Origin of the sequence: Streptomyces sp. GbtcB7 (assembly GCF_019091445.1) — a bacterium.
Taxonomy (GTDB): domain Bacteria; phylum Actinomycetota; class Actinomycetes; order Streptomycetales; family Streptomycetaceae; genus Streptomyces; species Streptomyces mirabilis.
This window is the reverse complement of sequence record NZ_JAGXJM010000059.1, coordinates 19,135-31,876: the sequence shown is the minus strand read 5'-3', so window position 1 is coordinate 31,876 and position 12,742 is coordinate 19,135. Positions and strand designations below refer to the sequence as shown.

Annotated in this window: 11 protein-coding genes; 9 read left to right on the top strand and 2 right to left on the bottom strand. The window is 70.4% G+C overall.

Annotated features, from left to right (window positions below; translation table 11 throughout):
* Positions 1 to 7 precede the first annotated feature (7 nt).
* The 4 genes from KVT44_RS51030 to KVT44_RS51015 all read left to right on the top strand — a co-directional run bounded on the left by KVT44_RS51030 (position 8) and on the right by KVT44_RS51015 (position 5,649).
* The gene (locus KVT44_RS51030) at positions 8 to 403 is read left to right on the top strand and encodes a pyridoxamine 5'-phosphate oxidase family protein (protein ID WP_054237224.1); all 396 of its coding nucleotides are present in this window, start codon (positions 8 to 10) and stop codon (positions 401 to 403) included.
* A 225-nt stretch (positions 404 to 628) separates the two neighbouring features.
* On the top strand, positions 629 to 2,104 hold the full coding sequence (locus KVT44_RS51025) for an FAD-dependent monooxygenase (protein ID WP_099921675.1): 1,476 nt from the start codon (positions 629 to 631) through the stop codon (positions 2,102 to 2,104).
* Between the two features lie 123 nt (positions 2,105 to 2,227).
* The gene (locus KVT44_RS51020; RefSeq protein WP_060900219.1) at positions 2,228 to 3,928 is read left to right on the top strand and encodes an NAD(P)/FAD-dependent oxidoreductase; all 1,701 of its coding nucleotides are present in this window, start codon (positions 2,228 to 2,230) and stop codon (positions 3,926 to 3,928) included.
* A 209-nt stretch (positions 3,929 to 4,137) separates the two neighbouring features.
* On the top strand, positions 4,138 to 5,649 hold the full coding sequence (locus KVT44_RS51015; RefSeq protein ID WP_099921673.1) for an FAD-binding oxidoreductase: 1,512 nt from the start codon (positions 4,138 to 4,140) through the stop codon (positions 5,647 to 5,649).
* A 152-nt stretch (positions 5,650 to 5,801) separates the two neighbouring features.
* Here the strand turns inward: KVT44_RS51015 and KVT44_RS51010 are convergent, their stop codons facing one another.
* Complete coding sequence (locus KVT44_RS51010) at positions 5,802 to 6,404, bottom strand: TIGR03086 family metal-binding protein (protein WP_217575469.1); 603 nt, start codon at positions 6,402 to 6,404, stop codon at positions 5,802 to 5,804.
* A gap of 178 nt (positions 6,405 to 6,582) precedes the next feature.
* Here KVT44_RS51010 and KVT44_RS51005 point away from each other — a divergent pair, with 178 nt between their 5' ends.
* Together KVT44_RS51005 and KVT44_RS51000 are read left to right on the top strand one after the other, a co-directional pair.
* Positions 6,583 to 7,617: a YafY family protein gene (locus KVT44_RS51005; protein WP_217575467.1), complete on the top strand. Its 1,035-nt coding sequence runs from the start codon at positions 6,583 to 6,585 to the stop codon at positions 7,615 to 7,617.
* Between the two features lie 115 nt (positions 7,618 to 7,732).
* Positions 7,733 to 8,575, top strand: coding sequence for an NAD(P)H-binding protein (locus KVT44_RS51000; protein ID WP_217575466.1), 843 nt, complete (start codon positions 7,733 to 7,735; stop codon positions 8,573 to 8,575).
* A gap of 187 nt (positions 8,576 to 8,762) precedes the next feature.
* On the opposite strand, the gene KVT44_RS50995 is transcribed toward KVT44_RS51000, so the two are convergent.
* The gene (locus tag KVT44_RS50995) at positions 8,763 to 9,416 is read right to left on the bottom strand and encodes an FMN-dependent NADH-azoreductase (RefSeq protein ID WP_217575464.1); all 654 of its coding nucleotides are present in this window, start codon (positions 9,414 to 9,416) and stop codon (positions 8,763 to 8,765) included.
* A 103-nt stretch (positions 9,417 to 9,519) separates the two neighbouring features.
* Between KVT44_RS50995 and KVT44_RS50990 the strand changes: the two genes are divergently transcribed.
* From KVT44_RS50990 to KVT44_RS50980, 3 genes are all read left to right on the top strand, one after another.
* Positions 9,520 to 9,891: a helix-turn-helix domain-containing protein gene (locus KVT44_RS50990; protein ID WP_060900223.1), complete on the top strand. Its 372-nt coding sequence runs from the start codon at positions 9,520 to 9,522 to the stop codon at positions 9,889 to 9,891.
* A gap of 136 nt (positions 9,892 to 10,027) precedes the next feature.
* Complete coding sequence (locus KVT44_RS50985; protein ID WP_254651022.1) at positions 10,028 to 11,593, top strand: DUF2252 domain-containing protein; 1,566 nt, start codon at positions 10,028 to 10,030, stop codon at positions 11,591 to 11,593.
* Between the two features lie 171 nt (positions 11,594 to 11,764).
* Complete coding sequence (locus KVT44_RS50980) at positions 11,765 to 12,664, top strand: hypothetical protein (RefSeq protein ID WP_229889364.1); 900 nt, start codon at positions 11,765 to 11,767, stop codon at positions 12,662 to 12,664.
* Positions 12,665 to 12,742: the final 78 nt, after the last annotated feature.

The following is a 12,742-nucleotide window of genomic DNA, read 5'->3' as shown; positions in this document are numbered from 1 at the left end:
CCCGGCCATGTCCAAACCCCTGCCCCTGTCCGCCGCGGCGGAGGAGTTCCTCGCCGAGAACGCCCTGTGCACCCTCACCACCCTTCGCCCGGACGGCACGCCGCACGTCGCGCCCGTACGGTTCACCTGGGACGGTGAGGCGGGCCTGGCCCGGGTGATGACCACGGTGCACCGCCGCAAGTCCCGCAACCTGTTAGCCAGGGCCGGTGGCCGGGCCGCCGTGTGCCAGCTGGTCGGCCCCCGCTGGATCACCCTGGAGGGCCCGGCCACCGTCTCCACCGACCCGCCCCGGGTGGTGGAGGGAATGCGCCGCTACGCCAAGCGGTACTGGTCCCAGCCGCCGCAGCCCCCGGGCCTCGCGGTCATCGAGATCGCGGTCGACCGCGTGATGGGCCTGTACTGAACGGCCTGTACCGAACTCCCGGAGCACATACGGGGCGAGAGGGTGCCGGAAGACGCTTCCGGCACCCTCTCGCATGCTCCGCCTGTACCTGCCCAGTACTCGCCAACCCGTACCGCCCAGTAGCTGCAAGGCCTCTGACGAACTTGTCAGAGTCCTGTATCGGCGGCCATTCAGCTTCCCGGGAGCCCTCGGAATACTGGAGAAAACGCCAGCGGGAGAGGGAATATGGACGCCTTCAATGCCGATGTGATCGTTGCCGGAGCGGGGCCCTCGGGTCTCATGCTCGCGGGAGAACTGCGCCTCTCGGGTCTCTCGGTCATCGTGCTCGACCGGCTGGAACAGCCGATGCAGCAGTCCCGTGCGCTGGGATTCTCCGCCCGTACGATCGAGGAATTCGGCCAGCGTGGCCTTCTCGAGGATTTCGGTCCGCTGGAGACCATACCCGGCGGCCATTTCGGTGGACTTCCCATCGACTACCGCATTGTCGAGGGCGGCAATTTCGGTGTCCGCGGTGTTCCGCAGTCGCGCACCGAGGCCATCATCAACAAGTGGGCCGTGGGTCTGGGCGCCGACGTCCGCCGGGGCCACGAGGTCATCGGCCTGACGCAGGACGAGAACGGGGTCCAGGTCGAGGTCGCGGGCCCGGAGGGCGTCGAGACGCTGCGCGCCGCGTACGTCGTCGGCTGTGACGGCGCCCGCTCCACCGTCCGCCACCTGGCCGGGATCGACTTCCCCGGCGTCAGCGCCACCATCGAGATGAAGATGGCGGACGTCGCCGGAGTCCAGCTGCGGCTGCGCCCCACCGGTGAGGTCGGCGAGGCCGGCATGGTCGTGGTCCTGCCGCTCGGCCCGGGCGCCACCCGCGTGGTGGTCTTCGAGCGCGGCGCCGGTGTCCGCCCCACCCAGGAGCCGCCCACCTTCGAGGAGGTGGCCGCCGCCTTCCAGCGGGTGACCGGCGAGGACATCAGCGGTGCCAAGCAGCTGTGGACCAGCTACTTCACCGACGCCAGCCGGCACGCCGCCGAGTACCGCAAGGGCCGGGTCTTCCTCGCGGGCGACGCCGCCCACATCCACCTGCCGATCGGCGCCCAGGGCATCAGCGCGGGCGTCGGCGACGTGGTCAACCTCGGCTGGAAGCTCGCCGCCGCGGTCAAGGGGCACGCCCCGGAGGGCCTGCTCGACACCTACCACTCCGAGCGCCACCCGGTCGGCGCCCGCATCGTCTACAACACCCTGGTTCAGCGCACCCTCTACCTCGGCGGTCCCGAGGCCCAGCCGCTGCGCGACCTGTTCGCCGAACTGGTCCAGATCGAGGACGTACGACGTCACCTCGTCGGCCTGGTCACCGGCCTGGACATCACCTACGGCGCCGTCGAGGGCGGTCACCCGCTGCTCGGCCGCCGGCTGCCCGACCAGGAACTGCTGGTCGGCGACGAGAAGACCACCACGTACGAGCTGCTGCACCGGGGCCGCCCGGTCCTCCTCGACCTGCACGACAACGCGGCGCTGCGCGAGGCCGCGGCCGCCTGGTCCGACCGCGTCGACGTCGTCACCGCCACCCGGCCCGACGCCGCCGCCCCGGCCGCCGACCTCCTCGTACGCCCCGACGGCTACATCGCCTGGGTCGGCGCCGACGGTTCCACGGACGGCCTGACCGACGCGCTCGCCCAGTGGTTCGGCGAGCCCGGCACCGCCGCCTGAATCCCCCGGTCGACCCGACCTGTTGATCCGACCCGTTGATCCGACCCGTTGATCCGAATCCCTCCAGTAGGACGCGCGCCACCCATCCGACCCGTCCGTGAAACGAGAAAGAGGAGTGCGGTCTTGCCCACCAAGGCTGAGGAAGCGAAGAAGGCCGACAAGGCCGCCGAGTGGACCGAATGCGACGTAGCCATCCTGGGGTCGGGCCTCGCGGGCTCGATCATGGGAGCGATCCTGGCCCGTCAGGGCGCGAACGTGGTGCTCATCGACGCAGGTCAGCACCCCAGGTTCGCCGTCGGCGAGTCCCAGAACCCGCAGCTCGTCGAGTGGCTGCACATTCTGGCCGTGCGCTACGACGTGCCAGAGATCAAGCACATGCTGGACGTGAAGGCGGTCACCGAGCACATCGGCCCGACGCACGGCCGCAAGCAGAGCTTCGGCTTCGTCACGCACCGGCCGAACCGCGAGCCGGACCCGCACGAGGCGACGATGTTCGTCATCCCGAAGATGCTCACCGAGGCGGTGCACCTCTTCCGCCAGGACACGGACTCCCACTACCTGAACGTCGCCGCCAAGTACGGCTGCACGCTCCGCCAGAACTGGTTCGCCACCGACCTCGACGTCGACGACGACGGCGTCACCATCACCGGCAGGAACGGCGAGGTCTTCCGGGCCAAGTACCTGATCGACGCGAGCGGTTTCCGCTCCCCGCTCGCGCAGAAGTTCGACCTGCGCGAGAACCCGCCCCGGCACAAGCACCACGCGCGCTCACTGTTCACGCACTACGTCGGCATCAAGCCGTACGACGACGTGTGCAACTACCCGGAGGCGCTGCGCCCGCCCGCCGAGTCGCCCTTCCACGGCGGCACCCTGCACCACCTCATCGAGCGGGGCTGGTTCTGGATCATCCCGTTCGACAACTACAAGGACTCCAAGAACCCGGCCTGCAGTGTCGGCCTGACCTTCGACGAGCGGCTGTACCCCAAGCCGAAGGACATGACGCCGGACCAGGAGTTCAACCACTACCTCGACATGTACCCCGCGGTGAAGCGGCAGTTCGAGGGCGCCAAGCGGATCCGCGAGTGGGTCTCCACCGACCGCCTCCAGTACTCCTCCAAGCGCACCATCGGCGCCCGCTGGTGCCTGATGTCGCACGCGGCCGGTTTCATCGACCCGCTGTACTCGCGCGGTCTGTCCAACACCTTCGAGGTCGTCGACGCCCTCGCCTACCGGATCCTGGACGCCCTGCGCGAGAACGACTTCACCGAGGAGCGCTTCGAGTACGTGGAGCGCCTGGAGCAGGGGCTCCTGGAGTACAACGACAAGATCGTCAACAGCTCCTACATCGCCTTCAGCCACTTCCGGCTGTGGAACGCGGTGTTCCGGGTGTGGGCGTGCTTCACCACGCCGGCCACCATGCGCCAGATCATGGCGCGCCAGAACTTCCAGCTCGACGGTGACGACCGGCACTTCAAGGAGATGGAGAAGGCGCCCTACACGGGTCTGTGGTGGCCGGACAGCCACGCCTTCAAGGTCCTCTTCGACACCACCGCCGAGACCTGCGAGCGGTACGAGGCGGGCGAGATCGACGGTGACAAGGCCGCGGACATCGTCTTCGAGGCGATCCGCGACTGCGAGTCCGTCAACACGCCCTTCGGCTGGAAGGGCCCCGAGGACCTCCGGTTCTTCCGGGCCACCACCCCCACGATGATGAAGTTCATGTGGTGGGCCAGCACCTCCGGCCCCAAGGAGATGCGCGACCTCGGCCGCTCGATGCTGGCCGGCGTCGTCAAGCAGGGGGTGCGCGGCCGCAAGGTGTCCTGACCTCGGCCCCTCTCGAAGGCACCGCCTCGAAGGCCCGGCCTCCCGGGCCCGTCTCCCGGGCCCGCCTTCTCAGAGCCACTTTCCCCCGGTTCCGGCGCCGGGCCCACCTTCCCCCCGTGGGCCCGGCGCCGGCCCCCTTCTCCTTCCTTTACGTCTCCCCACACTGACTTCCACCTACATCCACCGCTTCCTAGAACCTTGGGACATCCGTGATCACTCGTAGAGCACTGATCGGTGCGGGAACCGCCGCCGTCGGCCTGGCCGTCCTGCCCAACAGCCCCGTCTCCGCGGGCTCCTCCGCCCCCTGGAGCACCCTCGCAGGCAAGCTCCAGGGACAGCTGGTGCTGCCCACCGACTCCGGCTACGGCGTGGCCAAGCAGCTGGAACTCGGCCAGTTCGACTCGGTCAACCCGCGGGCCGTCGCGTACTGCGTCAGCTCCTCCGACGTCTCCGTCGCGCTGCGCTTCGCCCAGGACAACGGACTCCCGTCCGCGGTCCGCAGCGGCGGCCACAGTTTCGCCGGCTACTCGACCACGCCCGGCCTGATCATCGACGTGTCGCGGCTCAACGCGATCACCGTCGGCAACGGAACCGTCGACATCGGCCCTGGCGCCAAGAACGTCGAGATACTCAACGCGCTCGCCCCGCACGCCCTGGTGGTCAGCGAGGGCGGCTGCCCCACCGTGTCGGCCGGCGGCTTCCTCCAGGGCGGCGGATTCGGCTTCCTGACCCGCCCGACCGGCATGGCGTGCGACGCGATCACCTCGGCCGAGGTGGTCCTCGCCGACGGCTGCGTGGTGACCGCCTCGCCGACCAGCCACCCCGACCTCTTCTGGGCGATCCGCGGCGGCGGTGGCGGCAACTTCGGTGTCGTCACCCGCTTCACGGTCACCCCGCACGAGGGCGACCAGATGGCCATCAGCAACCTGATCTTCCCGTACGACCGCGCGGCCGACGTGCTGCACGGCGTGGGCCAGTGGCTGGTGGACGCCCCCCGGACCATCGGCGGCGGCGCCTACCTCGTCCAGGCCGACGCGGCGCCCGGCACCGTACCGGCGCTCAACGTCTTCCTCGCCTCCCGCGGCACCCCGGCCGAACTGGCCTCGGAGGCGGCGCGGCTGCTGTCGCTGACCGGCGCGGTGACGGCCCGCCAGGACGCGGTCATGACGTACCAGCAGGTCATGATGATGATCTTCGGTTGCAGCACCCTGACCCAGGACCAGTGCCAGCGCGCCGGGAAGTCGCCGAGCGGGGTGCTCACCCGGCCGTCCTTCGGTCTGGAGCGGACCCGGCTGGGCAGCGCGCCCTACGCGCAGAGCGACTGGGCGAACGTGGTGACGGCCTTCGACGCCGACCGCAAGGCCGGGCAGGCCCGGTACCTCGACTTCCACTTCTTCGGGGGCGCGGCCAACGACCCGGCCCGCACCGACACGGCGTACGTGCACCGTGACTCGCTCTTCTCCGTCAACTACCGGGTCCTGATCAACGACCCGGCCCAGGTCACCGCCGAGGCCACGGCCGTCGCCACGAGCTGGGTGGACCACGGGTTCGACACCATCGACCCGCTGTCCAACGGCGAGACGTACCAGAACTGGATGGACGCGGAGCTGCCGAACTGGCGGCAGTCGTACTACGCCGAGAACTACGCGCGGCTGAAGGTCGTGAAGGCGAAGTACGACCCGTACCGCTACTTCAAGTTCGCCCAGGGCATCGGAGCCTGACGCTTCGTCATCCCAGACCTCTCGTGAACTCGGACCTCTCGTGAACTCGGACCTCTCGTGAACCCGGACATTTCTTGAACCTGGACAGAGGGAAAGGCCGCCGGATCGATGTCCGGCGGCCCGCCCGCTCGATCGTCTGCCGCGTCGCCCCGTCAGGGACGACGTCCGTACCAGCCCACCAGCTTGTCGATGTCGGGAGCGTCCTCGTGCACCTCCACCACCGGACCGAACGGCACCTGGCCGCCGCGGGGTTCCGCGGGCACGGCCCGGTGCATGTTGGCCAGCGGCGCGGCGAGCATCTCCGGGTCCCACTCGGGGCTCTGGCCGGTCGCCTTCGCCAGGTCCCAGGCGTGCAGCACGAACTCGTTGGTGTAGATCACCGAGGCGACCACCCCGGGAACCGGGCCCCAGGGCAGGCCGATCTGGCGGCCCAGTACGGCCGGGTCCGACCACACCGCGTCGAACTCCTTCGTCGCCTCCGCCCAGGCCTTGGCCCAGTCGCCGTCGGGGATGTCCTGGGCGAAGTGCGGAACGCTCATGAAGGAGCCGCCCGCGCCCATGACGGCGACCCGGCGCAGCACGGACACCACGTGGTTGGCCATGTCACGGACCGAGTAGTCGGGACACGGGGTGACGGTGTCGTACTGCTCGGGGCGCAGCGCGGCGAGCGTACGTCCGGTGAGCTCGACGGCCTTGAACAGGCCGCCACGGGGGTCGGTGGGCGGGTTGGCGGGGGGATTGGTGCTGTCAGCCATGTCTTGAGTCATGTCTTCATCGTCGAGGTCAAACAGGTCATCTTGTGGCCTATTTCTGAAGCCTCATCAGATCTTGCTGAAAATAGATGTATTGGCTCAAAGCCTCTCAAAATCACGGATCTCAACGTCTTAGATCTCAACGTCTCAGATCTCAACATCTCGGAGGGGGCCGGTCGTTGTGAAGGCTGACCGTCTGGTGGCGACCCTGCTGCTGCTCCAGGCGCGCGGGCGGGTGACCGTGCGCGAGGTGGCCCAGGAGCTGGAGGTGTCGGAGCGCACCGCGCGGCGCGACCTGGAGGCCCTCACCACCGCCGGTGTCCCCGTCTACTCGCAGCGCGGCCGGGGTGGCGGCTGGAGCCTGGTCGGCGGTGCCCGCACCGATCTGACCGGTTTCACCTCGCGGGAGATCGGGGCGTTGTTCCTGGCCGCGGGCCCCTTGTCGGCCTCGCCCGAACTGCGCGCCGCGTTAAGGAAGTTGATGCGGGCGGTGCCCGCGCCCATGCGGCCGCACGCCGAGGCGGCCGCCAAGGCCATCCTCATCGACGGTGTCGACTGGTCGCGCACGGCGGGTGGTGGCGGCCCCCACCAGCACACTCTGGAGCGGGCGGTGCTCGACGGCGAACAGGTCCGGCTCGGCTACGCCCATCCCGACCGGGCTCCGGGCGAGCGCACGGTGCACCCGCTCGGCCTGGTCTCGAAGGCCGGCCGCTGGTACCTCGTCGCCGGTACCGAGGAGGGGCTGCGCACCTTCCGGCTCAGCCGGGTCACCTCCGCGACCAGGACCGGTGAGCCGGTGCGGCGCCCGGAGGGTTTCGACCTCGCCGCCGCCTGGCGGGAGTTGGCCGCCGAGGTGGAGCAGCGGCTGACCGCGGCGACCGTACGGGCGCGGGCCGACCGCGACGCCCTGCCGGTGCTGCGGCAACTGCTGGGCGGTCGGCTGCGGACGGGCGAGGCCCAGATCGACGGCCGGGTCGAGTTCACGGCCGACGGTCCTTCGGTGGAGGTGCTCGCCGCGCAACTGGCCGGTCTCGGCAGTCGCGTCGAGGTGCTCGATCCTCCGGAGGCGCGGGAGTCGCTCGTACGGCTGGGCCGTTCGCTCACCGCGGTGTACGGCGGGCGCGAGGAAGAGACCCACTTGGATAGCCACTTTCCTCTAGGTACCTACTATACGGAGGATGCTAGCGTCCCTGTCATGGCCGCCCACCACGGATGACCGGCGGATTTCCCCACATCGATCCCCACCCCCCTCTCCACTCCAATCCCCACACCGATGCAACCGATGACTGCTGATTACTGGTTCGGATTAACGCACTAGGGAGTTTTTTCTGATGATTGTCGTCACTGGAGCCACCGGAAATGTCGGACGTCCGCTGATCGAGGCGCTCGCCGAGGCGGGGGAGCAGGTCGTGGCGGTCTCGCGCCGCCCGCTGCCCTCCCCGACGGACGGTGTCCGTCACGCCCAGGCCGACCTCGGCAGCGCCGAGAGCATGCGGCCGGTCCTCGAAGGCGCCGACGCCTTCTTCATCCTGCTCGCCGGCGAACTGCTCGGTTACGGCGAGGCCGCGACCGACCTGCTGGCCGCCGCCAGGGACGCCGGCGTCAAGCGGGTCGTCCTGCTCTCCTCGCAGATCAACGCCACCCGCCCCGACTCCGCCTCGCACGGCAGGCTGCGCGAGTTCGAGGAGGCCGTACGCGGCTCGGGCCTTGACTTCACCATCCTGCGCGCGGGCGGATTCGCCTCCAACGCCTTCGCCTGGGCCGAGTCGGTCCGCGCCGACCGCACGGTCTTCGCCCCGTTCGGTGACGTGGCCCTGCCGGTCGTCGACCCGGCGGACATCGCCGCGGTCGCCGCGGTCGTCCTGCGTGAGGACGGTCATGCCGGTCGTACGTACGAGGTGACAGGCCCCGAAGCGGTCAGCCCGCGTGCGCAGGCCGAGGTGATCGCCGGGGCCATCGGTGAGGAAGTGACCTTCGTGGAACTGACCCGCGAGGCCGCCCACACCCACCTGGCCCAGTTCATGCCGGAGGACGTCATCCCCGGCACCCTGGACATCCTCGGCGCCCCGCTCCCCGCCGAACAGCGGGTCAGCCCCGATGTGGAGAAGGTCCTGGGCCGCCCGGCCACCCCCTTCTCCGGCTGGGTGAGCCGCAGCCTCCCGGCGTTCAAGTAGCCGACTCGGCCCACTCGGCCCGCTCGTCCCCCCCGGTACCGCCGCCGGATGCCCGCTGTGATCCATCCCCCGCGGCAGTGGGCATTCGGCGGCCCATGCAGACGGCCCCGCAGGTCACGCACCTGCGGGGCCGTCGTGTCGTGGGGGCTACCGGGGCAGGGGTTCATTCGGCCCTCCCCCGGAGGGGCTACGCGGCGAAGCGCTCGGCGTACTCCTTGGCCTTCGTGACCGCCTCGTCGACGGCCTTGGCGCGGGAGGCCTCGTACATCGGGATCAGGTCGGCCATCGCCGGGTTGTGCGGCGCCATCGTGAGCTCCGGGACGATGACGTGGACGTCCAGGGCGAGGGTGTCGCGCAGGATCGCCTCCAGGTAGTTCTGGACGTACTCGTAACCCTCGCGCGGGGTGCCCGGCGCGTAGGAGCCGCCGCGGCTGGCGACGACCGTGACCGGGGTGCCCTTGATCTTCGAGTCCTCGCTCATGGCGGTACGGCCGATGAGGATCACCTGGTCCAGCCACGCCTTGAGGGTCGAAGGGATCGTGAAGTTGTACATGGGCGCGCCGATCAGGATCGCGTCCGCCTGCTCCAGCTCCTCTATGAACGTCAGGCGCTCGGCGAAGGCCGCGGCCTGCTCGGGGGTGTGCGCGTCCGCGGGGGCGAAACCGGCGGTGTGGGCGTCGGCCGTGATGTGCGGGACCGGGTTCACGGCGAGGTCGCGGTAGATCACGGTGCCCTGCGGGTGCTGCTCCTCCCAGGCCTTGCGGAACGCGTCCGTGACCGTGCGGGAGGCGGAGGCTGCGCCCGGGAAAACGGACGAGTCGACGTGCAGGAGGGTGGCCATGGGGATCTCCAGGAGAAGAGGGCGAACTTTTCGTACTGGACTAGAGATAACACAGCTACTTACTTTTTTTCATCCCCCCACGGGAACACAGTACCCTGGACCCATGCCAGAGCCGGGGACTCACGACGCAGGGCCGTGCCAGAGGGTCGACGACGGCATGGCCCGCGTCTTCCAACTGCTCGGGAAGCGCTGGACCGGCCTGGTCGTGGCCGTGTTGCTGCCGCACCCCGCGCACTTCGCCGACCTGCGCAGAGCGATCCCCGGCATCAGCGAACGGATGCTCTCCGACCGCCTCACGGAACTCGGCGCGGCGGGGCTGGTCGTCCGCGAGGTCGACGAGGGTCCTCCGCTGCGGGTCGTGTACGGCCTGACGGAGGCGGGCGCCGCACTGCAGCCCGCGCTCGTGGAACTCGGAACCTGGGCGGAGAAGCACCTGCCGGGGAGCCCGCCGTGCCCGGGCGAACTCCGCAAGTGACCCTGGACCGGGGCTGATTCGCAGGGGCCGGGTTTTCCACAGGCTGGGAGTTGTCCACAGGGTCTGACGCGTTTCGGCCACCGGCGGTACGGTCATCACGAGTTGATGTTCGTGCGTGACGGGGGAGGCAGTCGGTATGACGGATCTTGGTGCAGCTGATCGGGCGCAGCAGGACCAGCGGAGCCGGCCGGGCGGGCAGGACCATCAGGGACATCAGGACCATCGGGGCGAACAGGGCGAACAGGGCGAACAGGGCGAACAGGGCCGGCGGAGCGAAGACAGCCGCAGGAGCGAGCAGGGTCGGCAGGCGTCCAGGGTCTCCGGAGTCTTCGGCGTGCGGGGATTCGCGGGCCGGCCCGTGCAGGCCGCACCCAAGGAAGAGGGCAAGGCGCTGCGCCGACGGGTGCCGCGCGGCGTGCACGCGGAGCTGAGCTTCGACGCCGGCCGGCCGGACGCGGTGACCGCCGTCGAGGAGTCCAACCTCGGCCGGATCCCGGAGCTCACTCCGATACGGGTCGGCAGGATGGCGGCCACCCCCTTCGCCTTCCTGCGCGGTTCGGCGGGCCTCATGGCCTACGACCTCGCGCGCACCCCCGCGACCGGCATCGCCGCCCAGATCTGCGGCGACGCCCACGCGGCCAACTTCGGCCTGTACGGAGACGCGCGCGGCGGCCTGGTCATCGATCTGAACGACTTCGACGAGACGGCACACGGCCCCTGGGAGTGGGACCTCAAGCGCCTCGCCACCTCGCTCGTGCTCGCGGGCAGGGAAGCGGGCGCGGACGAGGACACCTGTCGCAAGGCCGCCCACGACGCGGTCGGTGCCTACCGACGCACGCTGCGGCTGCTCGCGAAGCTCCCGGTGCTGGACGCGTGGAACGCCATCGCGGACGAGGAACTCGTCTCCCACGCCGACGCCCACGACCTGCTCGGCACCCTGGAGCGGGTCATGGAGAAGGCGCGGGCCAACACCAGCGGACGGTTCGCGGCCAAGTCGACCCAGCCGACGGAGGACGGCAGCCACCGCTTCGTGGACGCGCCTCCGGTGCTGCGCCGGGTGCCCGACGCGGAGGCCGCGGCGGTCGCGGCCTCGCTGGAGCACTACCTGACCACCGTCTCCGAGGACCGCCTCCCCCTCCTCGCGCGGTACGCGGTGCACGACGTCGCCTTCCGCGTCGTCGGCACCGGCAGTGTCGGCACCCGCTCCTATGTCGTGCTGCTCCTCGACCACCGCGGCGAACCCCTGGTCCTCCAGGTGAAGGAGGCCCGCGCCTCGGCGCTGCTCCCGCACCTGGCGACGGCAGGCCACGCCATACCGGAGGTGCCGCACGAGGGCCGCCGGGTCGTCCTCGGCCAGAAGCGCATGCAGGTCGTCAGCGACATCCTGCTCGGCTGGACCACCGTCGAGGGCCGCCCCTTCCAGGTACGCCAGTTCCGCAACCGCAAGGGCAGCGTCGACCCCGCCGCCCTCGCTGCCGACCAGGTCGACGACTACGCCCGTATGACCGGCGCCCTTCTCGCGCGCGCCCACACCCACACCGCCGACCCCCGCCTCATCGCCGGGTACTGCGGGAAGAGCGAGGAGTTGGACGAGTCCATCGCCTCGTTCGCCGTGGCCTACGCCGACCGTACGGAGGCGGACCACGCGGAGCTGGTCGCGGCGGTCAGGGAGGGGCGGTTGGCGGCGGAACTCGGGGTGTGAGCCACACCTGTGAGCCGCAAGAGGGACACCGCCGCGCCGCCGAATCGAGAGGAGCGGGGCCGGGCTGAGAGGAGCGAGGTCGGGCCGAGAGCGGCGGGGCCGGGGCGTGGCGCACCGCCCCGGCCGGGGGAAGGCCGCGAGTCGTACGGGGCCGTGGCCTAGTCTGGTCGGGTGACGACCCCGGAAGCCGAGCACAGCGAGTCCGACCGTACCCAGGCCGAGGATGCCCGGCCCCAGGGCGCCGGGGATGCGGATGCCCACGACGAGTCCGCCCCGGAGGCGGCCCCCGAGCCGCAGGCGCGGCCCGAGGAGCGGCTGGAGCGGGCCGTGCGGGCGGCCGAGCAGGCGTTGATCGAGTTCGAGATCGCCGTGGAGACCTTCCGCGTCGAGGTCGAGAACTTCTCGCGCCTGCACCACCAGAAGCTCGGCCCGATGTACTCGCGGCTCGACGAGCTGGACGCGCAGATCGCCGAGGCGGTCGCCGCGCGCACCGGAGACGTGGAGGACATACGCAAGGCGGACGAGGCGCGGGCGCGGGTCATGCCGATGCCCGGGGTCGAGGAGCTCTTCCACGGCTGGATGGACTCCGAGGGACTGTTCCCCGAGGCGGTGGCGATGCTGACGGACCAGTCCGTACGCCCCCCGCAGCGCGTACGCCCCAGCGACGAGGCCCGTCAGCTCTACCGTGAGCTGGTCCGCAAGGCCCACCCCGACCTGGCACAGGACGACGACGAGCGCAGTCGGCGCGACGAGTTCATCGCCCGGGTCAACGCCGCGTACAGCCGTGGCGACGAGGCCCTGCTGCGGGAGCTGTCCGAGGAGTGGGCGGCGGGCCCGGTGCCCGAGGAATGGAAGCCGAGCCGCAGCGAGGAGCTCTACGCCCGCCTCGAGTGGCTCACCCAGCGCAAGGAACTGCTGACCCTGGTCGCCCGCGAGCTGGAGGAGAGCGCCATCGGCGCCATGCTCAAGATGGCCCCGGAGGACCCGGACCGGCTCCTGGACGAGATCGCCGAGCAGCTGCTGGCCCAGGTCGACGAGCGCGAGAAGGAACTGGCCCGGCTGGTCGGCTAGGGCCGGACAGGTCCTGGGGCCTGTCCGGTGGGGGCTTCGGGTCGCCTGCCCGGTCGGGTAGCGTCGGGGGCATGAGTT

Excerpts from the sequence above, each read along its gene's own strand:
- KVT44_RS51025 (WP_099921675.1), top strand. The coding sequence starts at position 629 with ATGGACGCCTTCAATGCCGATGTGATCGTTGCCGGAGCGGGGCCCTCG.
- KVT44_RS50990 (WP_060900223.1), top strand. The coding sequence starts at position 9,520 with ATGCCAGAGCCGGGGACTCACGACGCAGGGCCGTGCCAGAGGGTCGAC.
- KVT44_RS51010 (WP_217575469.1), bottom strand. The coding sequence starts at position 6,404 with ATGGCTGACAGCACCAATCCCCCCGCCAACCCGCCCACCGACCCCCGT.
- KVT44_RS50985 (WP_254651022.1), top strand. The coding sequence starts at position 10,028 with ATGACGGATCTTGGTGCAGCTGATCGGGCGCAGCAGGACCAGCGGAGC.
- KVT44_RS51030 (WP_054237224.1), top strand. The coding sequence starts at position 8 with ATGTCCAAACCCCTGCCCCTGTCCGCCGCGGCGGAGGAGTTCCTCGCC.
- KVT44_RS50995 (WP_217575464.1), bottom strand. The coding sequence starts at position 9,416 with ATGGCCACCCTCCTGCACGTCGACTCGTCCGTTTTCCCGGGCGCAGCC.
- KVT44_RS51000 (WP_217575466.1), top strand. The coding sequence starts at position 7,733 with ATGATTGTCGTCACTGGAGCCACCGGAAATGTCGGACGTCCGCTGATC.